The 25190-nt window shown below is 53.4% G+C and carries 32 protein-coding genes; 8 read left to right on the top strand and 24 right to left on the bottom strand.

Annotation, left to right across the window (positions count from 1 at the left end; all coding sequences use genetic code 11):
* Together ACQE3E_RS15480 and ACQE3E_RS15475 are read right to left on the bottom strand one after the other, a co-directional pair.
* Positions 1-441, bottom strand: coding sequence for a hypothetical protein (locus ACQE3E_RS15480; RefSeq protein ID WP_427500764.1), 441 nt, complete (start codon positions 439-441; stop codon positions 1-3).
* A complete protein-coding gene (locus tag ACQE3E_RS15475; protein WP_427500763.1) occupies positions 428-784 on the bottom strand; it encodes a helix-turn-helix domain-containing protein in 357 nt (118 codons plus the stop codon). The genes ACQE3E_RS15480 and ACQE3E_RS15475 overlap by 14 nt, the downstream gene beginning before the upstream one ends.
* Positions 785-1014: 230 nt before the next feature.
* Between ACQE3E_RS15475 and ACQE3E_RS15470 the strand changes: the two genes are divergently transcribed.
* Together ACQE3E_RS15470 and ACQE3E_RS15465 are read left to right on the top strand one after the other, a co-directional pair.
* Positions 1015-1917, top strand: coding sequence for an XRE family transcriptional regulator (locus tag ACQE3E_RS15470; protein ID WP_427500762.1), 903 nt, complete (start codon positions 1015-1017; stop codon positions 1915-1917).
* Between the two features lie 380 nt (positions 1918-2297).
* Positions 2298-3074: a hypothetical protein gene (locus ACQE3E_RS15465; protein ID WP_427500761.1), complete on the top strand. Its 777-nt coding sequence runs from the start codon at positions 2298-2300 to the stop codon at positions 3072-3074.
* Positions 3075-3292: 218 nt separating this feature from the next.
* Here the strand turns inward: ACQE3E_RS15465 and ACQE3E_RS15460 are convergent, their stop codons facing one another.
* The 8 genes from ACQE3E_RS15460 to ACQE3E_RS15425 all read right to left on the bottom strand — a co-directional run bounded on the left by ACQE3E_RS15460 (position 3293) and on the right by ACQE3E_RS15425 (position 9258).
* Entirely contained in the window at positions 3293-3898 is a 606-nt protein-coding gene (locus tag ACQE3E_RS15460; protein WP_427500760.1) for a hypothetical protein, read from the bottom strand.
* Positions 3898-6324, bottom strand: a complete 2427-nt coding sequence (locus tag ACQE3E_RS15455) for a DUF3987 domain-containing protein (RefSeq protein ID WP_427500759.1) — start codon at positions 6322-6324, stop codon at positions 3898-3900. Before ACQE3E_RS15455 ends, ACQE3E_RS15460 begins: the two co-directional genes overlap by 1 nt.
* A complete protein-coding gene (locus ACQE3E_RS15450; protein ID WP_427500758.1) occupies positions 6317-6472 on the bottom strand; it encodes a hypothetical protein in 156 nt (51 codons plus the stop codon). Before ACQE3E_RS15450 ends, ACQE3E_RS15455 begins: the two co-directional genes overlap by 8 nt.
* A gap of 4 nt (positions 6473-6476) precedes the next feature.
* Positions 6477-6695: a helix-turn-helix domain-containing protein gene (locus ACQE3E_RS15445; protein ID WP_427500757.1), complete on the bottom strand. Its 219-nt coding sequence runs from the start codon at positions 6693-6695 to the stop codon at positions 6477-6479.
* Between the two features lie 85 nt (positions 6696-6780).
* Positions 6781-7362, bottom strand: coding sequence for a hypothetical protein (locus ACQE3E_RS15440; protein WP_427500756.1), 582 nt, complete (start codon positions 7360-7362; stop codon positions 6781-6783).
* Positions 7363-7467: 105 nt separating this feature from the next.
* On the bottom strand, positions 7468-7725 hold the full coding sequence (locus ACQE3E_RS15435; protein ID WP_427500755.1) for a YgiT-type zinc finger protein: 258 nt from the start codon (positions 7723-7725) through the stop codon (positions 7468-7470).
* Positions 7722-8036 (bottom strand): DUF4258 domain-containing protein, encoded by a 315-nt coding sequence (locus tag ACQE3E_RS15430; protein WP_427500754.1) that lies wholly within the window; start codon positions 8034-8036, stop codon positions 7722-7724. Before ACQE3E_RS15430 ends, ACQE3E_RS15435 begins: the two co-directional genes overlap by 4 nt.
* Positions 8037-8043: 7 nt before the next feature.
* Positions 8044-9258 (bottom strand): tyrosine-type recombinase/integrase, encoded by a 1215-nt coding sequence (locus ACQE3E_RS15425; protein WP_427500753.1) that lies wholly within the window; start codon positions 9256-9258, stop codon positions 8044-8046.
* Positions 9259-9735: 477 nt separating this feature from the next.
* On the opposite strand from ACQE3E_RS15425, the gene ACQE3E_RS15420 reads away from it, so the two are divergent.
* Both ACQE3E_RS15420 and ACQE3E_RS15415 read left to right on the top strand, forming a co-directional pair.
* Complete coding sequence (locus tag ACQE3E_RS15420; RefSeq protein ID WP_427500752.1) at positions 9736-10032, top strand: type II toxin-antitoxin system MqsR family toxin; 297 nt, start codon at positions 9736-9738, stop codon at positions 10030-10032.
* Positions 10033-10034: 2 nt separating this feature from the next.
* Positions 10035-10436: a type II toxin-antitoxin system MqsA family antitoxin gene (locus tag ACQE3E_RS15415; RefSeq protein WP_064028737.1), complete on the top strand. Its 402-nt coding sequence runs from the start codon at positions 10035-10037 to the stop codon at positions 10434-10436.
* A 61-nt stretch (positions 10437-10497) separates the two neighbouring features.
* On the opposite strand, the gene ACQE3E_RS15410 is transcribed toward ACQE3E_RS15415, so the two are convergent.
* From ACQE3E_RS15410 to ACQE3E_RS15385, 6 genes are all read right to left on the bottom strand, one after another.
* Positions 10498-10767, bottom strand: coding sequence for a phage integrase (locus tag ACQE3E_RS15410; protein ID WP_427501654.1), 270 nt, complete (start codon positions 10765-10767; stop codon positions 10498-10500).
* Between the two features lie 323 nt (positions 10768-11090).
* The gene (locus ACQE3E_RS15405) at positions 11091-11537 is read right to left on the bottom strand and encodes a hypothetical protein (RefSeq protein ID WP_427500751.1); all 447 of its coding nucleotides are present in this window, start codon (positions 11535-11537) and stop codon (positions 11091-11093) included.
* Between the two features lie 153 nt (positions 11538-11690).
* Positions 11691-12287: an IS630 family transposase gene (locus ACQE3E_RS15400; protein WP_313728407.1), complete on the bottom strand. Its 597-nt coding sequence runs from the start codon at positions 12285-12287 to the stop codon at positions 11691-11693.
* Complete coding sequence (locus tag ACQE3E_RS15395; protein WP_313728406.1) at positions 12206-12688, bottom strand: helix-turn-helix domain-containing protein; 483 nt, start codon at positions 12686-12688, stop codon at positions 12206-12208. The genes ACQE3E_RS15400 and ACQE3E_RS15395 overlap by 82 nt, the downstream gene beginning before the upstream one ends.
* 30 nt (positions 12689-12718) lie before the next feature.
* Positions 12719-13168: a patatin-like phospholipase family protein gene (locus tag ACQE3E_RS15390; RefSeq protein WP_427500750.1), complete on the bottom strand. Its 450-nt coding sequence runs from the start codon at positions 13166-13168 to the stop codon at positions 12719-12721.
* A gap of 226 nt (positions 13169-13394) precedes the next feature.
* Positions 13395-14093 carry a hypothetical protein gene (locus tag ACQE3E_RS15385; RefSeq protein ID WP_427500749.1) on the bottom strand — a complete coding sequence of 233 codons (699 nt, stop codon included), beginning with the start codon at positions 14091-14093 and terminating at the stop codon, positions 13395-13397.
* A gap of 49 nt (positions 14094-14142) precedes the next feature.
* Here ACQE3E_RS15385 and ACQE3E_RS15380 point away from each other — a divergent pair, with 49 nt between their 5' ends.
* Entirely contained in the window at positions 14143-15231 is a 1089-nt protein-coding gene (locus tag ACQE3E_RS15380) for an IS5 family transposase (RefSeq protein ID WP_427501641.1), read from the top strand.
* Between the two features lie 153 nt (positions 15232-15384).
* On the opposite strand, the gene ACQE3E_RS15375 is transcribed toward ACQE3E_RS15380, so the two are convergent.
* From ACQE3E_RS15375 to ACQE3E_RS15345, 7 genes are all read right to left on the bottom strand, one after another.
* Entirely contained in the window at positions 15385-15657 is a 273-nt protein-coding gene (locus ACQE3E_RS15375) for a DUF4062 domain-containing protein (RefSeq protein ID WP_427500748.1), read from the bottom strand.
* Between the two features lie 94 nt (positions 15658-15751).
* Positions 15752-16396 (bottom strand): DUF4145 domain-containing protein, encoded by a 645-nt coding sequence (locus tag ACQE3E_RS15370; protein WP_427500747.1) that lies wholly within the window; start codon positions 16394-16396, stop codon positions 15752-15754.
* 638 nt (positions 16397-17034) lie between these two features.
* A complete protein-coding gene (locus ACQE3E_RS15365) occupies positions 17035-18054 on the bottom strand; it encodes a Gfo/Idh/MocA family protein (protein WP_427500745.1) in 1020 nt (339 codons plus the stop codon).
* A gap of 30 nt (positions 18055-18084) precedes the next feature.
* Positions 18085-18498, bottom strand: a complete 414-nt coding sequence (locus ACQE3E_RS15360; protein WP_427500744.1) for a GFA family protein — start codon at positions 18496-18498, stop codon at positions 18085-18087.
* A gap of 66 nt (positions 18499-18564) precedes the next feature.
* Positions 18565-19356 (bottom strand): SDR family NAD(P)-dependent oxidoreductase, encoded by a 792-nt coding sequence (locus ACQE3E_RS15355; protein ID WP_427500743.1) that lies wholly within the window; start codon positions 19354-19356, stop codon positions 18565-18567.
* 52 nt (positions 19357-19408) lie between these two features.
* Complete coding sequence (locus ACQE3E_RS15350; RefSeq protein ID WP_427500742.1) at positions 19409-20497, bottom strand: alkene reductase; 1089 nt, start codon at positions 20495-20497, stop codon at positions 19409-19411.
* Positions 20498-20547: 50 nt separating this feature from the next.
* Positions 20548-21276 (bottom strand): SDR family oxidoreductase, encoded by a 729-nt coding sequence (locus tag ACQE3E_RS15345; RefSeq protein ID WP_427500741.1) that lies wholly within the window; start codon positions 21274-21276, stop codon positions 20548-20550.
* A gap of 167 nt (positions 21277-21443) precedes the next feature.
* Between ACQE3E_RS15345 and ACQE3E_RS15340 the strand changes: the two genes are divergently transcribed.
* The 3 genes from ACQE3E_RS15340 (at position 21444) to ACQE3E_RS15330 (ending at position 23369) form a co-directional block, all read left to right on the top strand.
* Positions 21444-22370: a LysR family transcriptional regulator gene (locus ACQE3E_RS15340; protein ID WP_427500740.1), complete on the top strand. Its 927-nt coding sequence runs from the start codon at positions 21444-21446 to the stop codon at positions 22368-22370.
* A 2-nt stretch (positions 22371-22372) separates the two neighbouring features.
* Positions 22373-22513, top strand: coding sequence for a hypothetical protein (locus tag ACQE3E_RS15335; protein ID WP_313729808.1), 141 nt, complete (start codon positions 22373-22375; stop codon positions 22511-22513).
* A gap of 379 nt (positions 22514-22892) precedes the next feature.
* Positions 22893-23369, top strand: coding sequence for a VOC family protein (locus tag ACQE3E_RS15330; RefSeq protein WP_427500739.1), 477 nt, complete (start codon positions 22893-22895; stop codon positions 23367-23369).
* 250 nt (positions 23370-23619) lie between these two features.
* Here the strand turns inward: ACQE3E_RS15330 and tnpC are convergent, their stop codons facing one another.
* Positions 23620-25179, bottom strand: coding sequence for an IS66 family transposase (tnpC, locus tag ACQE3E_RS15325; protein WP_313728405.1), 1560 nt, complete (start codon positions 25177-25179; stop codon positions 23620-23622).
* Positions 25180-25190: the final 11 nt, after the last annotated feature.

Raw genomic sequence — 25190 nt, 5'->3', positions numbered from 1 at the left:
TCAATCGCCTAACAAGCGTTTCAAGGCGACCTCTTGTCGCCGTAATTGATCCTTGGCCGCTTCCAGCTTTCCCAGTTGCGCCATCAGCGCCTCTTTGCCGATGTACAGCTTTGCCCCGCGCAAACTGGCGATAAACGCAGTCAGTTCGTGGCTCTCAATCGCAGCCTCGAACGCCGGCAAATACACCACCGGAAACCGCCAACCATCGCGACTTTCCGCAGTCCAGCTATCCAGTTGATGCTTAGTAATTTCATGTCCAACCAGCTCGCTCATGCGCGCCGCGATTTGGTGCCTCGATAGGGCCGAAGCCTTTATTAAGTCGCTCAACAAATTCCGAAATTCGCTATCTATATCTAACGAACCAGGTTTGTTGCCGCGTTCTACGGGCACCGGGAAATAACCGTCGAACAGATCGACAGTCAACGCATCACGCGCCCTCATGTTCACGCACCCGCTTATCTTTTACATTGACGCCGGGGGCGAAACGCTTAAACTTGATGCCGCGAAATCCGCGAGGTTTCACGTCGCCATTTTCCAGATAGCGACTAGGCCAGATATCCTTGGGGTGCAACCCAAGGGCATCGGCAATGCGTTTTTCGGACAAAGGAGCGCTACCGGTCAGGGCTTTTGATAGCCCGGTGCCGGTGGAAAGGCCGTGTTCGGCGGCCAGCGCTTTCATCGTCCATCCGGCTTTATGCAGGGCGGCGATGACATCGGGTGGGAGCCAGTCTTGCGTGGGTGCGTCCGCGTCAAGACTGGCCTTTTTTAGGTTCCGTGTACTCATACCATTTCTCTCGTGGTTGCTGGTTAAGGTGTGCACAGGATAGGTTCAAATTTAGAACATGTCAACAGTACAAACAGATTATTTTTAGAACAATTTTCTACTGCGCAACCGATCAAATATAAGCACTTTATGAAATACGATATTTACTTTATAAATCAAATGGTTCCGGTTGCGCATTACTGCGCAACCCAAATCATCAAATATGCGCAACCGGGCGCTTGGGTTGCGCAGTGAAAATTAGCGACCGGCTAACGCTGATTAGAGACAAATTAAAGCTAACCCAAGGCGCAGCGGCGTCCAAATTTGGAATACCTTTCGGCACCTGGAAGCAATACGAGAGAGGCCCAAGTGAGCCCGGCGCCGGCGCGTTACGTAACCTGGCCGATGGCGGCGTCAACATCCACTGGCTGCTGACGGGTGAAGGGGAAATGTTGCTGGAGGATGCGCGACAATTGCCTGCTGGGTTACAGGCTCGTATTGACCGCACCCTGGCTGAACATGGGGATAGTGCTGCTCAGGCTATTACTGAGGATCGCGGGCGCAATCTCTCGGCAGAAATCAAACAAGCCCAAGCATTGGTGCAGTTGTTTTCGGCGGAAGCTAACGTATCATTGCCAAAGCATACGTTTGAAGCCCTAAAAACCTTGCTATGGCTGGCCCACGAGGATTATTTAAAGTTGGTGAAGGATGCCGTGGATGAGTTGTCGGCCTACGTCGACCAACTTGAGCTGATACCGTTTTATGACGTGCAAGCCTCGGCAGGCCACGGTTTCCTTGTCGATCAAGAACTACAAACCGGCCAGATGGCCTTTAGAAAGGATTGGCTGAAGTTAAAAGGCCTGCAAGCTAGCAAATGTGCACTAATCAAGGCTAAAGGCGACAGTATGGAGCCGACCATCTACGATGGCGACCTGTTATTGGTCGATACCAGCATCGACCATATCAAGGACGACTCTATATATATAGTGCAATTCGACAGCCATCTCATCGTTAAGCGGATTCAACAGGACTGGGATGGCTCGCTGATCGTCATCAGCGACAACCCAAGATACGAAAAACGCATTATCGGTCCCGAACAAGCCAAAGAAGTGAAAATTGCCGGCCGCGTTAGATGGTACGGTCACGAAATTTAGCCGCCAAATAAAACGCAAAACTGGCAAAGGATGGCGGAAAACACGCCAAAAAACGCGCAACCCTCAAACGCTTTTAAACCTTCACAAACCCAGCAATCCCGCCACTTCCCGACAAATCCCTCAACTTCCCTTAGTGCGCCAAATAAAATGCTTCTTCACACCGGCCATCAATCCAGGCAATGGGTGTTTTGTCGGTTTAGTCAGTTTTGTCGGTGCTACGCTGGTGCTAAGGTCTTGGCTTGGAAATTTCGGACAACTATACCAACGGGCGGAATCAAAGCACTCATGCATCTACTAATTGGCAGTTTATTCCGGTAGAGAGTTTTGATGGCTTGGTTGTCGCGGCTCGCTTATATTTTTTAGACGGAGAGTGTAGGGGCATGGGTTTGAAAAAAGCGTTTTTGACCGTATCGGTTTTATCTGCGTCGTTAAATGCGCATGCGACCTTGACTAGCTACACTGGGGCCGGTGGCGTGGGTCTTGTTTACAGCAGCGTAAGTGATGTTACGTGGACTCATGACGCCAGCTTATTCAAAACCCTATACGACTCCGATAATGCGCTGATCCTTAAGATTGCTAGTGTTACCCCTTTGTATAACGATCCGGTTTTCGGCTTACAGACTATCGATTCGCATGATTTCAATACAACTATGGGCACAATGTCTTGGTGGGCGGCTAACGCCTTTGTCAGTTACCTAAGAAGTATCAGTTTCGGCGGCAGCAATCAATGGCGTTTACCTGAGGCTGGGAGCGATCCGCAAATTGGCTATAATCAAACAGGGGGTGAATTCGGGCAGTTGTATTACAGCGAACTTGGAGCTCTAGCCTATCCTGGCACCAATGGCACTGATTTTGGCATACTAGGAGATGGGCAAGTAGTGACGTCCGGCTCTGTTGGCCCGTTTTTAAACGCTCAAACTTACGGCTATTGGTTTGGTACAGAGTACTCTCCATCGAGAAATTGGACGTGGACTTTCCACACGAATTCCGGCCACCAAAATATTAATGCTTTCAGGGATCCCCAATATTACGTATGGCCAGTAAGTGCCGGGCGAGTAGCCGCTGTGCCATTGCCGGCCGCCAGCTGGCTTATGATCACTGGTTTATTAGGCCTTTTCGGCAGGAATAACCTGAAAGTTAGTAATCGTGCGATATAGGTCATCAGGTTATTTCGGCAATACGTCGCCTAGCCAATCTACTAGCGCCGCGCCTGGGTGACTGTATGCGCCGTAGCTGGCAAGTTCACGCTGTAGTCGTGCCATTAGCTTTGGCTCGATTTCTATATCCAACCGACGCACTCCGCGCCGCCTGTTCAACTCTCGCCGTTCCCGTTGATATTCGGCTGATGTTTTGAGGCTGGATGCGCCCATTATCGTTACCTCGTTATCGCCTGATAGTTTTCACACTCGTGAACCGTATCGGCCCACCAGCAAGCCCCGAAGGGCATCACGCCAGCACCACACGCACCAGCGCCGCCGCCATGGTCGTTAAAGCTATGGAAGTGATGACAGGCCTTGCAGGTGATTAGCGTTGAACCTGGAGTTTTCTGTAGTACCTCGAAGTCACTACACCGCCGCCACTTATCGACCATGACGCGCCAGCCGTGAAACTTGCAAGCATCGCCGGATAATTGCCGACAGTCTGAGCATTGCACAAACCCGGAAACATCGCCGGATTTGATCCTTAAGCAGTCGTCGGCCTGTTGTAACTCCCTTGCCAGGATTACAGCATCCTTGCCGCACTCCGTCAGATATTCATCGATCATGCCTTGATCGGTTTCGCCAATGGCCGCCAGGTAATCGAGCAGCTTTTGGCGGTCGCCGGGTTGAATCGTTTTTGATTCCGTGGGCTTTGCTACGGCTACACTTGCTACGTTTGCTACAGTTGGCCGGTTTCGGTCGTTATGTGTAGCAGGTGTAGCAACTGTAGCTTTAGCAACGGGCTTAGATTTGTTTTTGTGGATCAATGCCGACAACGCCATTATTCACCGCCTACCAGCAAAGCCGGATTGATTTTAATGGTTTTGCGCTTGCCGACCTGAATCAATCTTGCCCGGTCGAGTTCGTCGAGTTCCTTCAAGGCCGCCACCAGTACGGCATCGCTCCGTAACGGGCCATGCTGCAAAACATGGCGCTTGTTGATTATGTGCGTCTTCTCCCGTTTGGCGTAATCGATCAGCCAGGCATCCAGCCGCGCCGCGTTCGCCATCTCGACCGGCAAGGCCAGTTCGCCGAAAAACCGCCGTGCCTCCGATAGGTGCCAGGCCACTATACAGCTTGCGCTTTCGAAACTATCAAAATCCACCGCGCCGCCTATGCCATTACCAAACACATGAAATAGCGCCGCCAATCGTGCCGCGTTATCGGCGGTCTTGCTAGCAACATCCCGAACGTCGTACAGTTCGCCGCCCGCTTTCAAGTCGATTTCAATGGCATCGTGAAAAGCTATCCAGGCCGCTTTTGCTGCCGGGGTGAATTCCAGCATTGCCGGATTAAGGCTGCCTTGCTCGTTCAACGGTGCAGGGGTGTTCAGTATTTCGGCAATGCGTTGATGAAACCGCGCCAGCTTGGGCCATGTTTCCGGCGGATCGGTAAACAGTCGATTACCTTGGGTTGATTCGGGCCAGGCCACCAGAAACCGCGCCAGAAAACCAGTTCCCCGAGCCAGTCCGCCGGTTCGGTTGAAAAACTCTCTCAATGTGGCCTCCTGAATCTGTAAAGCCACGGTAAGCCGTGCGTCCTTGACGGTGAAGGATTCCGATGACCGGCGGCCTATTGGTAATGCGCCGCCGTCCCATAACACGTTAAGCAAAGCTAGATTTCGCATCACGGAATCCTTGCCCATGCCATGCGCCCCGAACACTACGCCCGCTTCACTGGATACCACGCCCGCGCTAGGCCAGTTTTTCGCCAGGGTATAGGCTAGGTTCTCCGGGGTTTCATCGCCCAATATCAGCCGGGGGATTCTCGGCGGTTCGGGTTTGGCGTGCTCAAGCTCTTTCAGGTCGTCGCGTAGCTTTTGCGCGGGCTTGTCCTTTTTCCCTGCTTCCTTGATTGCCGATAGTAAACCTTCCCGCTCAGCATTCCAGGCCGCCAAATCCGCCGCGTAATCCTTCAGCAATGGCGCGGCAAGTTCGGCTTGTTCCGCTTCATATTCACGGATCGCCCGCGTAAAAAAGCTGTCGCAAGTGGTTTTTCGTTCGCCGGAATCGGCAATCGATAACATAAACAAACCAGTCGGCCCGGTTAGGCGTTCGGCACGCTTGATGTCGCAATGGGCTTGGATCGCTAGCGACAGCGCCCCAAGCGCAGAACCCGCCACCAAGGGCAACGGCGCTTTGACAAAGGCCGCCACTTCTTCCACGGCTTCGCGGATGGTGTCCGGCAAGGCGTCCAGGGGATAGGCTTCGGGTTCGATTTTGGCAGTTAGGGGTTGCGGCTTCGGCCAGGGGCTTTCTAAATCATCATCTGTTGCAATTGTTGTAACGTCCGGGATTTTAATCAGCGCATCCATTACCGCATCCGCGCCGCGTTGCTGCCATACATCCCAAAAGTCGCATTTTTGCCCGTCCAGCTCAGGAACCACCACACGACCGCCGACCGCTTGCGCCGCTTCGGTGGCCGCCTGCAAGCCGGGGTTGCTGCCGTCCGGTTTAATGTCGTTATCCGCCAATAAAACGATTTCGGCATCCGGGGCTAGCTTGCGGACTGCCAGCGCTACGGCCGATAAATTGCCCGCGTCCATAGCTGCCACCGCTGGTGCTCCATCCACGGCATGAACTGCCGCCACGGTTGCCAAGCCTTCACCGACTAGAACCCGATTCGCGCCGCTGACTTTGCCCAACGGATGAAAACCGCCGCGCTTGCGTCCGCCCTTCAAAAAGTCTTTTTCGCCGTCCGCGTTGATCGCTTCCAGCGTCCAGACTTTGCCGTCTGAGCCATAGACCGGAATCAATAAGGCATCCGTCCAGCCGCGTTGCGGCCATGCGCCACGCTTCACCCTTGGGCCTAAAGCGACGGCTTTCTTGATTGCGTAAGGGTGTTGCTTCGGATCGCCGCCAGCCGCCGCCAGAATTTCAGCCGCCAGTTTTGACGCCGCGTCATGCTTGCGCTGTTCTTCGGCTTGCCATTGAAGGCGCTCGGCTTCAATCCGTTGCTTAAAGGCTGCCCGTTCTTCGGTGGTGTAGGTGCGTTCGTTATCGGCTTGCCAGTGTTCCTTGATTGGCGTTGAAAAATCGCCAAACTCACCGCCGCGCAAGTCGTCGAACAAAAGACACCATCCGGCTTTATTCCCCGGCTTTTTGCCTTGTCCAGGGAAGCGGTGCATCTTGCCGGGTTGGATCGTGTCCGGCGGTTGCAAGCCGTGGGCTTGTATCACGGTTTTGAAGGATTCGACAGCATTAACCATGTAACACCCCCACGAAAAACAACCAAGGGGTCAGCTTGTAAATTGCGGCTTTAATGTGGCTCGAGAACTGGTTAAAATGGCAATCGCAGAATGATTTTAAAGCCGCTTCCAGTTGCCAGACCGGGGCGGATTTTTTGTTGTCGGTCATCGGCTTACACCTCCGCACCGACAGTGCGAGACACCAGGAAGGCATCCAGCGCCGATTTGCGGTATTTCACCAATCGACCTACTTTAATAAATGGGATTTGGTAACGCTTGGTACAGCGCCAGACCTCTAATGTGCGTGGGGTGACGCCGATGTATTCCGCAGCGTCTGTGTTGTTTAGTATTTCGTCGTTGGTTTTGGTGGGGTTGATTGCTTTGGGTGCCATGCTGCGAATCTCCGTTGATTCTGATTAAACATGACGCCTTATTATTCACATAAAAATATAAAATTTGTCCGTTTAGTAATGCCTACTAAATGGATTTTTTGGCTCTGACATATCTTTCTGTAGAGTTTGACACTCTTTTTGCTTGAGATTCAATCCTGTATTCATAATAAGCATCCCTTACAGCTTTGTAACCCTTGGTGTCGTCGCTAGGGTAATACTTACAGGAGATTTCAGCGAATGCCACCTCTAGCCCGATACCTTGTTTGACCAAATTAGAGACGTCATTTGCAATCCGCATTTCTCCTATTTTTCGGTCAGGGTCGGCCTGTTTTACCTTTTTTCCGCTTACATAAGGCTCTTTCAGATTTAATGCCTGCTTAGGATCGATAGGGCCATTTTTATCAAGTATCTTTTCGATGCATCCTAACAAATACCAAGCAAGTCGTGGGTCGATGTTAATATCAGTGCTTCCATTTGGAGGCTTTTTATAAGGCTCTCCTTTGCTATTAAATTGATTTCTCACGCTCGAGCAAAATTCATTTAATAACTTTTTGGCATTTGCAGTCTTGTATTTTCCACTTCCCAGCGCTTCTTGTACTTGGCTCGTCAAAAGCGAATCAAATTCTTCAATAGCTATTGAATTAAAGTCTTCATTGCGAATAAGCATCAAAACACCTCGTCAAAGTGTCAAACCGCCCTATAAGATTAACCGGAAGCGGGGGACGAATCCCGCTTGTTGCCTGGCCGGGCTATCCGGTTAAATGGGTATCGATCAGGCCGCGTGGTATTCTTCTACCGCTACCTGAACAAATCGAGCGGGCTGCTTGCGGTGTTCATTGATAGCCTGGTGGTCTGCTTCGATTTGTTTTAATACCTGAACATCGAAATATTGCTCGCCGCAGAAGTCGCACTCGATACAAGGCACATGCTCGACAATCAACATTTCTCCTTGTGCTTGATGCAAATAACGGGTGGTTTTGGCGGTTAAGTGCGTGTTACCGCAGAATGCGCATTGTTCCTGATCGGTCATTTGGGATTGCCTCGCTCGAAGGGGGTAATAAATTTAGGCGGTGTTGGAATGTACACCGTGATGATCAATAATTTTTCGCCCATGTTGCCGCATACGGCGTGAATGGGTTTGCCGTCATTGGAAAAGCCCACCACTAAACAGCTTTCGCCGCGTCCGGTATCGGGGTATTGTTCAATAATTCGGCCATTCAATAGACACTGCTCGACTTCATCTAGGCTTAGCGCGTCATTTTGCCTTTCTCTGTCGCCATGCCGAGAATAGCGGTATTGCTGCGACGCCACACAGCGGGTAATCCGCTCCATGTCAATCATGTGCCGATTACCCTTTATTGCGTTTCATGGGGATGATGTCCGCCGCTTCCTTAAGGCCTGCCGCCGCTAATATCGCGCCGGTTGCCCGGTCTACCGATTCGCGTACCGGGTCAAGGTCAAGCCGGGCATAAATGGCGGTTGTCGATGGTGACTTGTGATTAAGCGATTTGCCGACTATTGCCAACGATGCGCCGGTTTTGGCTTGCCAGCTTCCCAGGGTGCGGCGCAAGTCGTGAATCCGTAAGTCGTCGATTCCGGCCCGATCCAGTACGCGCCGCCATGCCTTCTTAGGCTCGACTAAATGACCGCTTGCACCCGTGCCAGGAAACACCCAAACGCCGGCTTTATCGGCTTGCCGGTCGCGTAGGATTTCCAGCGCCTCGGCGGACAGGGTGATGGTTTGCGGCTCGCCGTTTTTGGTGATGGGTATGCGCCACTCGGCTCGGTCAAAGTTTATCTGGCTCCATTGCATTTCTTGCACGTTCGAGCGCCGCGCCCCGGTCAGCAGGGAAATTAAAAAGTAATCGCGTAGGGTGTCGTTGGCTTCTTCGGCCAGGGCGGTAAAAAATGCCGGCAGTTCGTCGGATTGTAGGAACCGCTCGCGCTTGGTTTCCGGGTATTTCTTGATACCGTGGGCAGGATTCGCGCCTTTGAATAGCTTACGCTCGGCAGCATAGCCGAATAGGCTGGAAGCCATCGCGATTACGCGGTTTGCCGTGGTGGGGTGTTCCTTGCCGATTTCGGCATGTAGTTTGCCGAAGTCGGTATCTTTGAATTGTGACAGCTTGCGATTGCTCCATTTGCCAAGATACAGGCCGAAGTCGTAGCGGTAGCTTCGTTTGGTTTTCTCCGACAGAAAAGCGCCGCGCTTGTTGCGTCGGTGCTGCAAAAAGTCGTCGAACAATTCTTGCAAGGTGGTTTCGGTCTTTAAGGCTCTGGCGTCGGTGTTGGGGTTAATGCCTTGAACAAGTAAGCCATTAAGCCGGGTGGTTTCGGTTCGGGCTTGCTCGATTGTCATATCCGGATAACGGCCTAACGTTACACGTTCTGGGCTTCCGTTTTTAACCCGACGAAACAAGGAAAAGGTTTTTGCGCCGTTGCTGGTGACGCGCAACTGTAGTCCGTTGGTTTTCGTGTCGTGGTAGGTCGACCGGTTGCCGGCTTCCGGTAGGGGCAGGGCATCCAATGCGGCCTTGGTAAAGTTGATTTTGTTATCTGCCATGTTCCCACCCTCTGGGGTTACAAATTATTCCGGGGTTACGCCGGGGTTACACAGTAGGTTAAATTTGATTAAATTTCGTGTAACCCCGTAAGGCTGATAATAGGTTGATTTTGTTGATTTGTAAAGCTTAGTTAAGGTTGGTTAATCAGCAGAAAATAGCGGGCCTTCAAATTTGTAATCAGCCGGTCGCGGGTTCGAGTCCCATCGCCAGCTCCATATATCAAAGGCTTAGGTGTTCCTCACCTAGGCCTTTTTTATTGCTTGGGACACTGATCGGACTATTCGAAATAAAAAACGCAATACTCCACAAAACAATGGGCCGGATTTTTTCCAAAAAATGCGCCTAATCCGCACCAGCAAAACCGTATTGGTCGCAAGGTGTTGATAGATGCCGACAGCTTAGAGGCTTGGATAGCACAGCATTAAGGCGTGGTTTCGGATTTGTTGGAACTAACCAATTAGGTTAATATCTCAGGCATGGAGAAACAAACACCCCATTGCAAACTGTCGGTTATCAAGGCACTAATTGCCGACGGTAAGATTAGAACGACTAAAAGCACACGAGAAGGCGCGGCGGCTTTGGGATTTGATTTTGATGGCATGCTGGCGGTAATCTTGGAGTTAACTGGAGCGGATTTTTACAAAAGCATGAGCACCCATGCCGACCATAAGGTTTGGCAGGATGTTTACCGGCCTAAAACTGTGGCCGGCGATGTTTATTTGAAATTAACTGTCGTTGATGATGTGTTGGTCGTTTCGTTTAAGGAGTTGTGATTATGAAATGTCCGTCTTGCGGCGCTGCCGAGCTGGTGGGGGATACCCGAGACATGCCTTACATCTACAAAGGCGAGTCTACGATGATTCCCGACGTAACCGGCGAATTTTGCCCGGCCTGCGATGAAGTGATTACAGATGCCGACGAATCCCGGCGCACGATGGCTTTGATGATTGAATTCAACAAGCAGGTCAATGCGTCGATTGTTGACCCCAGCTTTATTGCCAGCGTCCGCAAAAAATTGGCACTCGACCAAAAGGAAGCATCGGAGATTTTCGGTGGCGGTATCAATGCCTTTTCCCGCTACGAGAACGGCAAAACCAAGCCACCGCTGGCGCTGGTCAAACTTCTAAAAGTCCTAGACCGACATCCGGATTTGTTGGACGAAGTTCGGACGGCTTAGCCTAGTTTTGGGCGTTGTCCCGTGGGACACTGGCGGGACACCCAGAGATAAAAAGTCGCAGTCATTGAGCATAAGCGTTGCTCTTAGATGCCTGTAACATCGGCAACAGCTCTTTAATCTCGTCCAGGCTCAAATATTTCAGCTCGAACTCGTCAATTTTAAGCTTCTTAACCTTGCCGACAGGGTTAGGCTCCAACCAGTCGCCCGAGCGCCCCAGTTCGTTAAAAATCGCGTTTAGATAAGTCTGCTCGTGATTGATCGTATTGGCCGACACGCCGGAAGCCAAGTGCTCGTTGCGATATGCTAAAAACAAATCCGCGTCGATCTCGATGGCTCTTGGATTCTACAACCGGCCGCACATGTTCTGGATCATCAACACCCGGTTTTCGCCGTCCTTCAAATGCCGGCCTTAAGACTGGTACCACGTGTCCATCTACTCCGACAAACGCCGGCTATCCTTCGATTGCTGCTCCCCATCCGGTCGATGGATCTTGTTCGCCTTAACCCAAGCCTTCCAACGCAATGCCTCCGCCTTCGTCGGAAAGCTCTTCCGATACTGCTTACCGCTAACCCCGTTCGGACGAATATCGGCAAACCATTCGCTCGAATCCTGTTTCCTAATACTCGTCGTGTAAGAAGGTTTCCCAATCCAACTTAAAGCAAGCTCACTAAGTTGCCATACTCCGAACTGGCAATGATTTGTTGCGCGCCTTTTTTATACACGTCGACATGATCGGTATCGTCCAGGTCGTAATCTTCGGGGCTCTCATAATCCAGGCGGAACAATTGAATATTCGGCAGCTTTTTGCAGATATACCTCGTAGCCATCTCCTGAACCGTGGTCGATTCGTCGCGCGCTTGATTGGCGATAAATTTAATCGCTTGCCCGATGTCCGATATACCCTTGGATTCGCTATACGGCGTATATTTCGTTTTGCTGCCTGTTCCCAACGAAATAATAATTACCTCGTCGTGTTCCCAGCTCTGGGCCAGAATTTCCGCTAATACAAAGTCCAGCGTGCAATTCTGCGTACCTTGTCCGCCGTCTTGAAACGATGCGCCCTCTCTGTCGGATACTTTTGGAGGGGTACTGTTATCCAATTGTTTCCATTTGTAATTTGACACATTGATCTTGCCAAAATAATAAGCGGCCGAGAGTGCCGACCATGCCACTGCATCGGCAAGCCGAATGGCTTGATCGTTTGGGTCATAAGACTTAATGAAGTGTGTTCGATGGCTGGAGAGGTTAAGCTCTTAGCAAAAAGTTAGCGTGTATTGTGAGCCAAACCCTCGGCCAATTTCGTCAATAGCCTGCTCAAGCTCATCCGGCATAAATGTTTTGAATGGCAGCCATTCATATTTCATTTTATGCCACAGCAATTCAATCCGATTCAACTCAGGGCTATAGGGCGGCAGGAAATAAAATCGAATACCTTTCTCTTCGAGCAAATCCCAATACGGCTTCAGTTTTTTGGCCGTATGAATGGACGCATTATCTAAAATCACCACCAATGGCTTGCTGACGCGTTGGACCAATGCCATCAGAAAGCCAAAAAACCACAGACCATTGACGCTTTGCCACAGCTTAGTCAGCATTAATCGACCCGATGAAAGCAAAGCGCCAATGACGTTCATCCGCTGCGCGCGTTTAGCGGTAATGGCATGAACTTCTCCGCTTTTGGTCCAAGCCGAACGATTCGGTGGTTGTGGTGCAAATCCGGCCTCATCCACATAGGCCAATTCGATTTCGCCGGCTTGCGCTTGCTGAATCAGTGCGGCAATGTCGTGTTGGGCCCGCTCGAAGCGCTCGGGATCACGCTTTTTTTTAAACTGTAACGGGTGCGCTTCCATACATAGCCCATCCGTTTTAACTCGTTCCGCAAGGTGCTGGCGCTAATCGTCACGTCGCATTCCGTCGTTAGACGACTGACCAATGCCCGGCAGTTTAAAGGTTCCGCATCGATCCATTCTTTGAGCCGGCATCGATGCGCGTCAGTCAATTTACTTGGTGCACCACTGCGGGGTTGATCCGGTAAACTGTTCAGCCCATTTCTCCACCACTTCCGCCGCCGCTCCCGTATAGCTTCCGGTTTCACGCCTTGCTGTTCTGCAATCGCAATGACTGTCTGGCCATTGGCTAACATCAAAATGGTCTGTGCCCGCTCCCGTTCTCGCCAATCGCTCCCTTTTTTGATAATTTGCTGGAGCTGCTCTCGTTCGCTTTCGTTCAATTCTATTGCTCTTGCCCGCATTCTGTCGCTACCACCACACCTGAAATCCCGCTATTTTAATGCATGGTGATTTGTTGTTAAGCGCTTATAAGCCGTCGTCATCAGCCTCAAAGTGTTGGGCAACTGGCCTAGCGTGACATTGGCATTCTGAGATACTGAAAAGCTTTGCAAAATGGCATTCAACTTATCGACGAAAGGCTGCCGTTGAAACTTTGGCTTTAAAAATCGTGTGTAAATCGGGTTTTTGCTATTATTGAAAAGATCGACACCGTCAATCGAATAAAACTTATCGATATTCGCCGCATCGACCCCAGCAGCCACAAAGCCCGCCATAATCGCGCCGGTGCTCGTGCCGCAGCACAAAGTCAGCATGTCCCGCAGTAGAAAATGATTATTGCCGTGTTTCGCTCTTAAATCGGTTTCCAGCCGATGTAAAACTATGGCGGGCGTAATCCCCAAAATGCCGCCACCGTCAACTTGCAAAATTACTCTTTTAGCCATGACTCACTCCCCATATTAGTGTTGTTGGAAGTTAGAATAAATTTATTTTGTGACACTTATATTATTGATTTTTTAGATCAAATAAGACGCTCAGTTTCTACCATGGACAGTGATTTGACTGCAATCATTATCGAGGTTGACTGTGTTATTAGTAATGCCTTGTGCGAACGATGTATTGCACGGTATTTTCTACAACCAACGATATCTTTGAATTTTGTTTATAACTCTAATAATTGCCTTCTATTCTTAATTGGTCCAATTCGAATTTATTTAAAAACCTTCTTCCTTCCTCGTTGATTGCGTAGGAAAGGCCATTATTATGTGCTATTCCATATTTTACTAGTTTAGTTGCATCGTCTTTATTTATATTTTCTAGGGTAATAAAGGAAGATTCAGGTGGTAATTTATCAATTTCTTTCAATGTTATTATTAAGTCAGTTCGTTCCAGTAATTCCTTTAAGTCGCTGTAGAGTAATCCGGCTATAATTGGCTCGTTTAGGTTCTTATCTTGATGTACTCTAAGTTCAGAATTTTCCTTGCTTAGACGACTAATTTCCGACGCAAGTGCGCCGACATCAACCTCTGTAGTTGGTCGGACCCAGCCCGTTAAATCATCGCGATGCGCGAAGCGGGACATGGTATCTCCAATTGCAATTTTAATATCTTTCGTGTCGTCAAAAAACTTCACCATCTTTGACAATACAAGGCTTCGAAAGCTCTTTAAGGAACTCGGCTCATTTTCTTCTAAAACCTTTCGTCCTCTTTCCTTTACCATTTTATCAAGCGCTTCTTCGGTTACAACGCAAGCAAAAAGAGGTTTGTTTTTTGAAACAGCATATTCATATTCTAACAGGCTGTTGATTTTATCTCCCCCGCAAGCCGCATTGATTCGTTGAGTTAGGTGCTGGATATATTCGTAACACATTGTTATTCATGGTAAAATGCTTTTGTTTTCCACATATTCCATCGAATCCATGCGCGGCGCCGACATTACCCAAGAAGAACTGTTCAGTTACCGAACCCTGGAAGAACGGATTCCAAAAAAACATCCGCTCCGCAAGCTGCGCAAAGTGGTCGATCTGTTGCTGGCCACATTGGATGACGAGTTCGATGCGCTCTACGCCCGTCGCGGCCGGGATTCCATTCCGCCGGAGCGCCTGTTACGCGCCAGCCTGCTGCAAGTCTTGTTGTCCATCCGCTCGGAGCGGCAGTTAGTGGAGCATATCGACTTCAATCTGCTTTACCGCTGGTTCGTCGGCTTGACCATGGATGACGCCGTGTGGGACCACTCCACCTTCAGCGCCAACCGCGACCGCTTGCTGAACGAGCGCATCAGTCGTTTGTTTTTCGAACGGGTGTTGGCCTTGGCGGACTGGCAAAAGTTGCTGTCCGACGAACATTTTTCCGTGGACGGTACGCTGATTCAGGCCTGGGCCTCGCACAAGAGTTTCGTCAAAAAAGACGGCTCGACCCCGCCGCCGGAAGACGGCGGCCGTAATCCCACGGTCAACTTCAAGGGCGAGAAGCGCAGTAACGAGACTCACGTATCACGTACCGATCCCGATGCGCGGCTGTACAAAAAGAGCGAGGGCGACAAATCGCAGTTGGCATTTCTTGGTCATGCTTTGATGGAAAACCGTAACGGCCTGGTGGTCGATGTCGAAGTCACTCAGGCCAAGGGAACAGCGGAACGCGAAGCGGCTCAAACCATGGTCAAGCGTACGATCCACAAGCCGGGCGCGACCTTGGGTGCCGATAAAAACTATGACACCCAAGACTTTGTCGCCAATCTACGCCAGCGCAAGGTGACCCCGCATGTCGCCAGCAAGGACAAAGGCTCGGCCATCGACGGCCGCACCACCCGACACGACGGCTACCGCAAAAGCCTCAAAATCCGCAAGCGGATCGAAGAGGTCTTCGGCTGGGCCAAGACCGTCGGTCCGCTACGGCAAACCAAGTTCCGGGGTTTGAAGAAAGTCGCCGCGCAAACGATTTTTACGTTTGCGGCCTATAACCTAACGCGGATGGGCGCCATTTTCGGCTGGCGTTACACGACCGCCTAGGCGCTAGTACGCCTGAAATCCGCCCAAAGGCGGAATTGACCCCCTTCGGGGTGAATATAACCGGCTAAAACCGGTTTTTGAGGCCCAATCAGGCTTCCAGACCACCCGGTGCTTCGGAAAATGGCGTCGAAACCGAAGGTATATCGGCAAATTTCAACAGCCTGCTAAGTGGGTGTAGCTCTTTCCACTGGCGGGTTCTATGCTGCCATACCGTCCGCCGAGGATCAGTAGATATACATCTGATTCATCGATCCACTGCTTAATAACTTCCATTTGTGATTCGTCGCCAGCTGTGAATAGTTCCATGCCAGCAGGTATATGTCCTGCAACTAAGATAGCCTCTACAGCAGCTTGTCTTTCCAGTTTCAAATCTTCATAAGTTGATGAAACAAACACTTGCAGTCTTTTGCGTAGGAAATCAGCCATAAATATTTTTAATCGTTGAGGTAACGGTTGATAAGGGTTTAAATTGGATTCTTGGTAATTGTTCTTAACTGTTCGGTTTTTGATATATTTCTAATTAAACAAATTTCGTTAGCAAGAATTGCTCAACAAAACCCAATACGCTACTAACATCAGGTTCCGATATTTTTGACCATTCGGCGTGCATGGCAAAATTACGAATTCGTGGCATTGCATCTAATAAAGATTTTTGTGCTCCAGCAACAAGCCCAGCGGATTTCAATGCGTTTACAACGTCCTGCATCGTTTTATCATCTACAGCTAGTCCATTAATTTCAGCATAGCGTTTTAAGGCATCTTCAAGAGCCGCGCAGGCTAGAACAGCGGCAACATCCTTTTGGCCTTCGGAAAGAGCTTGCCTACTGAGGGCTATAAAATCGCCAAACACTTCTCCTGATATTCTGAGTTCGACATTAAAAATGTAGCCACCTTCAAAATCTTCTTTTGCGCTATGGAAAATTGATTCTAGGGCTTCTACGTTTAGACTATCCCTTTTGCATTGGCTGTATTGGTCTTTGAAGTTGATATAGTGCGGTGAGTTATCTGAAAAAACAGCTCTGATTAAGTTTTCAGCGCTTGTTGCCCATTTTTGCCATTTCCCATCTTTTGAAACCTTAAATCCAAATCCATCAGTAATAAATTGGATTTCCTTGAAACTATCTGTAAGTTCTTGGAATCTGGTTCGAAACTTCTCTTGCATCATTGGCTTCAGCATTCCTTTTGATTATTTTCTACCTTCGTTTAAATTGAGTTGACAGCGGCTATGTGTTTGGCCTTCCATGGTTGAACAACGAAGTATCCATCTCGATAACGCTTTATCTGCCGTTACCCAGTCTTTTCTAGTTTTGCCTGATTTCCTCCAGTTCGGGGCTGATTTTTCCGGCTTCTGGATTAGTTTTTTCCGTCGCTATCCATAATTCGTATTCAAGCCATAGCTTGAATACTGATTCCAAATGTTTTTCGGTGGCTCCAATTGGGTTTTTGCGCTTGATGCTTGACTATTTTGCACGGTCAACGCCTGTTGTCTCTTACAAAATTTTTGAAGCTTCCCTTTTAAAGTTAATTACCTTTAAAAGTCGTTCGCGCAAGGTTTTCATGGTGGCGTGCAAACATAGCAATCATGTTTTGCCTGTAACCCAACCAGCACTAATACTAACCCAAATGCCCGAAAACATGGAACAAGCCCAACAATGGCCCTTGGCGGCCTTCGTCCCGGTTATGCATCGGGAACGCTTCCACGAGATAACCGGCATCCTCTCCGGCGTCCTCGAAGGCTGGCTGAATCGCGGTTATATCCCGATTGTCGCGCTTGGCAAACACAAGCTGAACAATATGGTAGAGCTAACCCAAACCAGCAAATTTCGATTCGTGCCGAACGCCTGTGATGCAATCCATGACCCAGTTGGTTCGGGCCGCGCTGGTACCGTTCGACGGCGAGCGGCCTTGGCCGCGCAGTTCGGCGACGATGGCAGCGATTAGGTGGAATTGGATGTTTTCCGGATTCGGCGGCAGGTAGCGTTGGGTGCCCGTTGGAGTTTCCAGCTCGATCGGCGTGAAGGCGAAAGTCGAGAAGCGGATCGTGCCGGCAGTGCCCAGAATTTCGACGCTGTCGCTTCGACCGGCGTCCGTAGCGGCGAAAGTCCAGAAACCCGTGCCCAGCGCGCCGCTTGCGAATTTAAAAGATGCCGCGACGGTGTCTTCGGCCGAGTAAAGTCCGCCGCGATTTTCGGCGTAGCCTTGGGCGCCGACGATAGCGCCTAGTAAAAAGTCCAGTAAGTCCAAGCTATGGCAGGCCAAATCGAAGAAGTAACCGCCGCCGGCCACGGCCGGGTTTACCCGCCACGGTAAGCTGTTTGGATTGCGGTCGGCCGGGCGCGGCGATTGCACCAGGCGCACGTTGATCGCCAATATCGAGCCGATCGAGGCGGCATCCAATAGCGCTTTGACTTGCAAAAAATACGGCAAGGCTCGCCGGTAATAGGCTACGAATAGCGGCAGGCCGGCGGCGCTGGCGGCTTGGTTCATGGCCTGGCATTCGGCGTAGCGGCAGGCCATCGGTTTTTCGACGTAGACCGGTTTACCGGCTTGCAAGGCCAGCACTGCGTATTCGGCGTGGCTGGACGGTGGCGTCGCGACATAAATGGCATTGACCTCCGGATCGGCCATCAGCGCCTCCGCATCGGCATACCATCGCGGGACACCGTGGCGCGCCGCGTAATCCGCCGCCTTGCGGGCATCGCGGCCCATCGCCGCCACCAGCCGCGACTGCTCGATCTTATTGAAGGCCGGCGCGCTTTTGCGTTCGGTCACCGCACCGCAGCCGATCATGCCCCAGCGTACCTCGTCGAGAACGATCCCCATCGCCGCGAGAACTAAACCGCCGGACGGCGCTTACACCGGATATTCGGCGTAACGCGGCAGATCGTCGCCATCGCACGACCAGTCGGCGCGCGAATCCCAAAATATCCGCGCTTGCGGCTGGATCGGCGCGGCATCGTCCAGTGCGCCGGCTGGAATTACCACGCCGTTCAATTCCGGTACGAAGCGAGCCACCGCCGCGCCGCATTCACTGCAAAACTGGCGGGCAAAGCGTTGGGCGTCCGGTACTTTATAGCGCTTCAGCAAGCCTTCGCCTTGAGTGAAACTCAGCGTTGCGTCGTTGAGGAATAGATTGCTGGCATGGCCGGTGCCGCTGGCCTTGCGGCAGCGGCGGCAGTGGCAGTGGTAAAAACGTTGCGGCTCGCCGCGCACTTGAAATTGCACGGCGCCGCACAGGCAACCGCCGTTTAACGTGACTTCGGACATTGGACCTCCGGAAAATGGCGACGGCCGGGCGGCGAATTCGCCCGGTCGTCGCAGTTGGACTGACAATCAGAATGCACTTTTGATCACGCCGCCGTCAACCCGCAGCGCGGCGCCGGTGGTCGCCGCGGCCAGCGGACTGGCCAGATAGCAGACCAGCGAGGCGACTTCGTCGGTCGTCGCGAAGCGTTTGATCAACGAAGTCGGGCGGACGGTTTCGAAAAATTGTTGTTCGAAGGCCTCGAAGCTGATGCCTTGTTGCTCGGCCAGTTGGTTAACGAAATCGCCAACGCCGCGCGAGCGGGTCGGGCCGGGCAACACCGAATTGACGGTGATACCGGTGCCGGCCACGTGTTCGGCCAAGCCGCGCGCCACCGCGATCTGCGAGGCCTTGGTCATGCCGTAATGAATCATTTCCGCCGGGATTTGCACGCCGCTTTCGCTGGAGATGAACACAATCCGGCCCCAGTTGGCGGCGCGCATCGCCGGCAGATACAGTCGGGCTAGGCGCACGCCGCTCAGCACGTTGACTTCGAACAACCGGCGCCAGTCGGCGTCAGGAATGTCTTCGAAGGCCACCGGTTCGAAGATGCCGAGGTTATTGATCAAAATATCCACCTGGGGATGGGCGGCCAGCAAGGCGTCCGCCGTGTCGGCTCGCGACAAATCGCCGGCAAAGCTGAACAACTGGTTGGCGGCGCAGGGCGCGAGTTCTTCGATCGCCTGCGCCACCGACGCCGCCGATCGGCCGTTGACGATGACATTCGCGCCTTCGCCGGCCAGCGCCTTGGCAATGGCGAAGCCGATGCCGGCGGTGCTGCCGGTCACCAACGCGGTTTTGTAGTGTAATTGCAAATCCATGAAGACTCCTGATCGATTGTGCTGATGGTTCTGACTGGCCGAGACTAGCCGATTAATATTGCAAGCAGGGGAAATCGATATAGCCGGTGGCGCCGCCCGGTGTGTACCAGTGGGCGACATCGGCTTCCGGATTCAATGCCGCGTTCTGGGCAAAGCGTTCCACCAGGTCCGGATTGCTGATGAACGGCCGGCCGAACGCGATTAGGTCGGCCGCGCCGGAAGCGATGGCTTGCTCGGCGCTGGCTTGATCGTAGCCGGAGTTGCCCATCAGCGGCCCGTGGAAATACTCGCGGAATTCGCTCAAGGTCATCGCGCTGCCGAGTTGGTGAAATCCAAAGCCCAGGCCGTCCATCACGTGCAAATAGGCCAGGCCGAGTCGGTCGAGTTGTTGGGCGACGTAAGCGAATTGCTCGCGGTAATCGGCCGACCCCATGTCGTTGAAGGCGCCGTTGGGCGACAATCTAACGCCGATGCGGTGCGCCGGCCAGACCGTCGCGATCGCGGCAAACACTTCGCCGAGCAGGCGATAGCGGTTGGCGATGCTGCCGCCGTAGGCGTCGTCGCGGTGATTGGTTTTGGATTGCAGAAATTCGTCCAACAAATAGCCGTTGGCGGCATGGATTTCGACGCCGTCGAAGCCGGCTAGCAAGGCGCGTTCGGCGGCGCGGCGATAATCCTCGACGACGCCGGCCAATTCGGCGGTTTCCAGCGCGCGTGGCGTTTCGTAAGGCTGTTTGCCTAGCGGCGTGTGAATGTAATCGCCGTTTAGTTTTATCGCGGACGGTGCGACGGCCGGTTGTCCGCCGTGAAAGCTGCTGTGCGAAGCCCGGCCGCAATGCCACAGTTGCATGAAAATCCGGCCGCCCCGGCTGTGTACCGCGTCGGTCACCTGGCGCCAGGCTTGCGCCATCGCATCGCTGTAAATACCGGGCGTATTCACCCAGCCCAAGCCTTGTTCGGAAATCGACGTCGCTTCGCTGATCAGCAAGCCGGCGGAGGCGCGTTGCCGGTAATATTCGGCCATCATGACATTGGCCAGCCGCTCCTGGCCGGCCCTGGCGCGAGTCAACGGTGCCAGCACCACGCGGTTGCTCAGCGTTAAATCGTGCAATTGAAAGGACGTTAATAGTTGCTTGGACATGGCTTACTCCTGGCTTAGATTGTGTTTGTCGTTGAAAGCGGTTGTTGGGTTCAATTCAGTCCGCCGTTGGCGCGCAGGACTTGGCCGTTGATCCAGCCGCCGTCCGGGCCGGCCAGAAACGCGACGACGGCGGCAATGTCGTCCGGCGTTGCCAGGCGTTCCAGCGGCGGCAACTTGCGTAAGCGTTCGACTTGCTCGGCGGTCTTGCCGTGAAAGAACAATTCGGTATCGGTCGGTCCCGGCGCAACGCAATTCACGGTAATATTGCGGCCGCGCAATTCGTTGGCAAAGGTGCGGGACAGGGCTTCCACCCCGGCCTTGGCGGCGTTGTAGATCGCATAGCCGGGCAGAGCCAGGCCGATCGCGCTGGTCGAAACATTGACGACGCGGCCGCCATCGTTCAAGCGGCTTGCCGCTAGGCGCAACGTGTTGAACGTGCCTTTCAAATTGACCGCGACGATGTCGTCGAAGCTGGCGTCGTCAGTTTCCGCCAGCATTTGCAATTTCATGATGCCGGCGTTGTTGACCAGCACGTCGATGCGCCCCAGCGCTCGCTCGGCGTTGGCGAATAACTCGGCGACTTGCGCCGGATCGCTGACGTCGGCGGGCAAAGCCACCGCTTGCCGGCCGATCAGGCGAATTTGCGCGGCGACCTCCTCGGCGGCCTGGGCGTTCGCGGCGTAATTGACCGCGACGTCGAAGCCGTCTTGCGCCAGACGCAGCGCGACGGCCTTGCCGATGCCGCGCGACGCGCCGGTGATTAACGCGATTTTTGCCATCCGAACCTCCGTTTTGCGGCGCCAGCGCGCCGGTTGCAATAGACGGAATTCAGTATATTTTTAGGATTTAATCGGATAAACGGGCAAATGCCGATAACACTGTTCAAAATTTCTAACTATTCATACGGCGTTGCCCAATCGCTTTTTCAGGAAAACAGTCCTCCAAGATGAATCAACTCGACGCGATCAAAATCTTCGTTCGGGTCGCGGAAGCGGCCAGTTTTACGCAGGCCGCGGCGGATTTAGGCTTGCCCAAGGCCTCAACCTCGCTGGCCGTGCAATGGCTGGAAAACCAGACCGGCATTCGCTTGCTGCACCGCACCACCCGGCGAGTGCAAATGACTCAGGACGGTCAGGTGTTTTATCAACGCTGCCTGGAATGGCTGGCCGACGCCGAGGAACTGCAAGACATGTTCCGGATCGATCCGGCCGACGTGCGCGGCCGGCTGCGGGTGGATATGTCGGTCGGCGCGGTGGCCGGCATCGTGATGGCGCGCTTGCCGGAATTCATGGCCCGCTATCCGAACGTCGAAGTCGAACTCGGCGCCACCGACCACTTAGTCGATATCGTCGCCGAAGGCTTCGATTGCGTGATGCGGGCCGGCACCATCTCCGACTCGCGCTTGGTGGCTCGCCGCTTGGGCGCCTATCGGCAATTGAATTGCGTCAGTCCCGCGTACGCCGCCGCCTACGGCATCCCGCAAACCCTGGCCGATTTGGCCGAACATCGCTTGATACATTACGCCTTGAGCCTGGGCAGCAAACCCGCCGGCTTCGAATATGTCGATGCCGCCAGCGGCGAGGTCCGCAACCTGTCGATGGCCGGCAATTTGACCGTCAACAGCTCCATCGCCTATTTTTCCGCCTGTCTGGCCGGTTTGGGTATGATTCAGGGACCGGAACCCAACCTGGAACCCTACCTGCGGCGCGGCGAGCTGATCGAAGTCTTGCCGGACTACCGGGCCGAACCGCTGCCGGTCACGCTGCTATACAGCAACCGCCGCCACCTGTCCCGGCGCGTGCAGGTCTTTATGTGTTGGCTGGAAGGCGTTATGACACCGCATTTGCAAGCGCTCGCGCCCTCGCGGCCCTAACGATGGCGGGATTGCCGGCGCCGGACTCGTTCGATTGGCGCTTGGCCGAAGCCGATGCGTTGCTTGGGCGTGTTGCAGCTTTCGGCGCAATGGTTACTAAGCAGGCGCAATCCATGGACTTGGGCGGCGAGCAACCCGGTTAAGTTACGGATTAACCGTTCGTCCCGAGCACGGTCGAGGGGCGGAGGGTTAAACCGTCCGTGGTTCGCAAGCTCACCACGAACGGTTTAACTTATCGGCATATGGGCGACTATTTCGGCTATGTCACCGGCTTAGACGGTTTTCTCTGGGAGGGGAGGGCGCCAACAATCCGGACTTCCCTGATCGCTAAGCGGACGTCAAGCCAGCCATCGAGACGGCCGGCCGCGGTGAAGCCGCGTAACGCGGTCCGCCGCTAACGTGATTGAACCGGCCCTTAAAGGTTCAAACCGTGCGTGCTTATCGAAAGATTGGCCGTCTTGCCAGAGGCGAACGGCCGTTTAGACTTCGCGAGGCCGGAATAACAAACACCCAGGAGACCTTATGACTGTTAAACGTATGGACAATGTCGGCATCGTCGTGGCCGATCTCGATACCGCCGTTGAATTTTTCTTGGAACTTGGCCTGATTCTGGAAGGGAGCATGAATATCGACGACGAATGGGCCGGGCGAGTCACCGGTTTGCGCGGCCAGCGCGTCGAGATCGCCATGCTGCGTACGCCGGACGGCCACGGCCGCATCGAGCTGGCGCGCTTCGACGCCCCAGCCGTGGCTTCCGATCACCGTACCGCTCCGGTCAATGCGCTGGGTTACCAGCGCGTCATGTTTGCCGTGGACAACCTCGACGACACGCTGACCCGGCTTGGTCTGCTCGGCGCGACCGTGGTCGACGAGGTCGTCAACTATCAAAACAGCTACCGGCTCTGCTACATTCGGGGTCCCGAAGGCATACTGCTTGGCTTGGCCCAGCAACTTGGGCAACAGACCGATCGAGAGAATCCGCTGGCGGATGGCGGTTGAGCTGGCAATCCGCCGATTGGCGAAATACCATCGGAGAACTGGGAAAACAGAACGCGAATGGTGCGACCGTTCATTGGACCAAGCGCTTTGCGGAATCCGCGTTTCCTGCGGCGGATGGGAGGCGGAATGCGCCGCTTCGCATTTCTAATGAATGACTGGTTTATCCCTTATCGCAGCTCATGAATCGTAAGCGATCTTTGAAGGACGCACTAGAACTGAAACGGACAATGACTTAACCGTTGGCGTGCGATTAGTCCGTTAGGGCGTCGAGATTCCAAGGCAACAGCGCTTCGAACTCTTCGACAGTTTTTGCGGTGGGAAGCTTTCGGAACAGATCGACCAGATAGGTGTAAGGGTCGACGCTATTGGCCTTGCAGGTTTCGATCAACGAGTAAAGATTAGCGCTGGCACGGGCGCCGGCCACCGTATCGCAAAACAACCAATTGCGGCGGCCCACCACGAAGGGGCGTATGGCGTTTTCGCAGAGGTTGTTGTCGATGGGCCAAGCGCCGTTGTCGACGAAGCGGATCAGTTTGGACCACTGCGATGACAAGTAATGCAAAGCCTTGCCCAGCAAACTACCGGGGATTACCGCATGCAGATGTTGTAGCAGCAGGGCTTCGATTTTGACCAAAACCGGTCGGCTTTGCTCCTGGCGCCGCTGCCCACGCTGTTCGACGCTCAGGTCTTCCGTCTGAGTTTCAATCGCGTACAGTTCACCCATCGCCGCGATAAACTGCGTCGCCAGTTGCTCCGGGCCGCGCGCGGCTTTAGGAATGGCGGCTTCGGCCTCGACAAAATAACGCCGCGCATGCGCCCAACAGCCGAGGTGAATCGCACCCCGGCTGGCTGCAATGGCGTTATACACCTCATAGCCGTCGCTCATCAGTACCGCGCCGGGTTTGATGCCTTCATACAACGGCTGCGCATGCGTTCCGCCGCGCCCCGGCGTGTAGCTGAACAGCCGAATCGGCGGTCCGGAGCCGGTCATTTGTGCCCACAGATAGCTTTTGCTTTGCGCGGCTCGGCCGGATTCTTTGAGCACTTGAACCACGGTTTCGTCGCCCAGGATCAGATCGGCATCGAGCAGATGGTCGCGCAGCAAGTTGATGATGGGTTGCACTGCGTCGCCAACCCGCACCATGCTAGCCGCCAGCGTGTTGCGCGACAGATCGCCGCCGAAACGGCTCAACAGCGCGGCTTGCCGATACAGCGGCAGGCTATCCTGGTATTTGGCGGTGACGACCCAGGCTAATGCCGTTTCGGTGAGTAAGCCTTTGGGGATGATGCGAACCGGTGCCGGCGTCACGCGAATGCTTTCATCGCAGCACGGGCAGGCATATTTGACGCGGTGATGTTGAATGACTCGCACCTGTTGCGGCACGATGTCGAGCTGCTCGCTGATTTCAGCGCCGATTTCCACCAGACGAGTACCGTCATGCGCACAGATGCGTTCGGCTTCCGCTAATTCATGGCGCACGATCTCACGCGGCAGATGCGGATCGAGCGGTTTGCGACCGCGTTTCTTACGGCGGTGACCGGCCACCTCGACCGCTTCGGGCGTGGCTTCCTCGGCGATTGGAGCACCGTTCGGCGCCAACACTTCGGCTTCGTTCAGGAACAGGTCGCGCTGGGCCGGATTGGCCCGCGCCTCGGATTTTGCGGCATACAGCCTATGCAGAAAGGCATCCACACGTTCTTTCAATAAATCCCGCTCGACCGTCACCAACCGCAGTTGACTCGCCAGCCGTTGCTGCTCGGCCAGCAAGGCTTGGTAGTCTTCGGTGGACAGCGTGATGGTGGGCGTCATGCCGTTATTTT

The organism is Methylomonas sp. MED-D (assembly GCF_050276835.1).
Taxonomy (GTDB): Bacteria; Pseudomonadota; Gammaproteobacteria; order Methylococcales; family Methylomonadaceae; genus Methylomonas; species Methylomonas koyamae_A.
This window is presented reverse-complemented; position numbering and strand designations above follow the sequence as displayed.

Coding starts and splice junctions, on each gene's coding strand:
- ACQE3E_RS15480 (WP_427500764.1), bottom strand. CDS start 441: ATGAGGGCGCGTGATGCGTTGACTGTCGATCTGTTCGACGGTTATTTC.
- ACQE3E_RS15475 (WP_427500763.1), bottom strand. CDS start 784: ATGAGTACACGGAACCTAAAAAAGGCCAGTCTTGACGCGGACGCACCC.
- ACQE3E_RS15465 (WP_427500761.1), top strand. CDS start 2,298: ATGGGTTTGAAAAAAGCGTTTTTGACCGTATCGGTTTTATCTGCGTCG.
- ACQE3E_RS15460 (WP_427500760.1), bottom strand. CDS start 3,898: ATGGCGTTGTCGGCATTGATCCACAAAAACAAATCTAAGCCCGTTGCT.
- ACQE3E_RS15455 (WP_427500759.1), bottom strand. CDS start 6,324: ATGGTTAATGCTGTCGAATCCTTCAAAACCGTGATACAAGCCCACGGC.
- ACQE3E_RS15450 (WP_427500758.1), bottom strand. CDS start 6,472: ATGACCGACAACAAAAAATCCGCCCCGGTCTGGCAACTGGAAGCGGCT.
- ACQE3E_RS15445 (WP_427500757.1), bottom strand. CDS start 6,695: ATGGCACCCAAAGCAATCAACCCCACCAAAACCAACGACGAAATACTA.
- ACQE3E_RS15440 (WP_427500756.1), bottom strand. CDS start 7,362: ATGCTTATTCGCAATGAAGACTTTAATTCAATAGCTATTGAAGAATTT.
- ACQE3E_RS15435 (WP_427500755.1), bottom strand. CDS start 7,725: ATGACCGATCAGGAACAATGCGCATTCTGCGGTAACACGCACTTAACC.
- ACQE3E_RS15430 (WP_427500754.1), bottom strand. CDS start 8,036: ATGATTGACATGGAGCGGATTACCCGCTGTGTGGCGTCGCAGCAATAC.
- ACQE3E_RS15425 (WP_427500753.1), bottom strand. CDS start 9,258: ATGGCAGATAACAAAATCAACTTTACCAAGGCCGCATTGGATGCCCTG.
- ACQE3E_RS15420 (WP_427500752.1), top strand. CDS start 9,736: ATGGAGAAACAAACACCCCATTGCAAACTGTCGGTTATCAAGGCACTA.
- ACQE3E_RS15415 (WP_064028737.1), top strand. CDS start 10,035: ATGAAATGTCCGTCTTGCGGCGCTGCCGAGCTGGTGGGGGATACCCGA.
- ACQE3E_RS15400 (WP_313728407.1), bottom strand. CDS start 12,287: ATGGAAGCGCACCCGTTACAGTTTAAAAAAAAGCGTGATCCCGAGCGC.
- ACQE3E_RS15395 (WP_313728406.1), bottom strand. CDS start 12,688: ATGCGGGCAAGAGCAATAGAATTGAACGAAAGCGAACGAGAGCAGCTC.
- ACQE3E_RS15390 (WP_427500750.1), bottom strand. CDS start 13,168: ATGGCTAAAAGAGTAATTTTGCAAGTTGACGGTGGCGGCATTTTGGGG.
- ACQE3E_RS15385 (WP_427500749.1), bottom strand. CDS start 14,093: ATGTGTTACGAATATATCCAGCACCTAACTCAACGAATCAATGCGGCT.
- ACQE3E_RS15380 (WP_427501641.1), top strand. CDS start 14,143: ATGCGCGGCGCCGACATTACCCAAGAAGAACTGTTCAGTTACCGAACC.
- ACQE3E_RS15375 (WP_427500748.1), bottom strand. CDS start 15,657: ATGGCTGATTTCCTACGCAAAAGACTGCAAGTGTTTGTTTCATCAACT.
- ACQE3E_RS15370 (WP_427500747.1), bottom strand. CDS start 16,396: ATGATGCAAGAGAAGTTTCGAACCAGATTCCAAGAACTTACAGATAGT.
- ACQE3E_RS15365 (WP_427500745.1), bottom strand. CDS start 18,054: ATGGGGATCGTTCTCGACGAGGTACGCTGGGGCATGATCGGCTGCGGT.
- ACQE3E_RS15360 (WP_427500744.1), bottom strand. CDS start 18,498: ATGTCCGAAGTCACGTTAAACGGCGGTTGCCTGTGCGGCGCCGTGCAA.
- ACQE3E_RS15355 (WP_427500743.1), bottom strand. CDS start 19,356: ATGGATTTGCAATTACACTACAAAACCGCGTTGGTGACCGGCAGCACC.
- ACQE3E_RS15350 (WP_427500742.1), bottom strand. CDS start 20,497: ATGTCCAAGCAACTATTAACGTCCTTTCAATTGCACGATTTAACGCTG.
- ACQE3E_RS15345 (WP_427500741.1), bottom strand. CDS start 21,276: ATGGCAAAAATCGCGTTAATCACCGGCGCGTCGCGCGGCATCGGCAAG.
- ACQE3E_RS15340 (WP_427500740.1), top strand. CDS start 21,444: ATGAATCAACTCGACGCGATCAAAATCTTCGTTCGGGTCGCGGAAGCG.
- ACQE3E_RS15335 (WP_313729808.1), top strand. CDS start 22,373: ATGGCGGGATTGCCGGCGCCGGACTCGTTCGATTGGCGCTTGGCCGAA.
- ACQE3E_RS15330 (WP_427500739.1), top strand. CDS start 22,893: ATGACTGTTAAACGTATGGACAATGTCGGCATCGTCGTGGCCGATCTC.
- tnpC (WP_313728405.1), bottom strand. CDS start 25,179: ATGACGCCCACCATCACGCTGTCCACCGAAGACTACCAAGCCTTGCTG.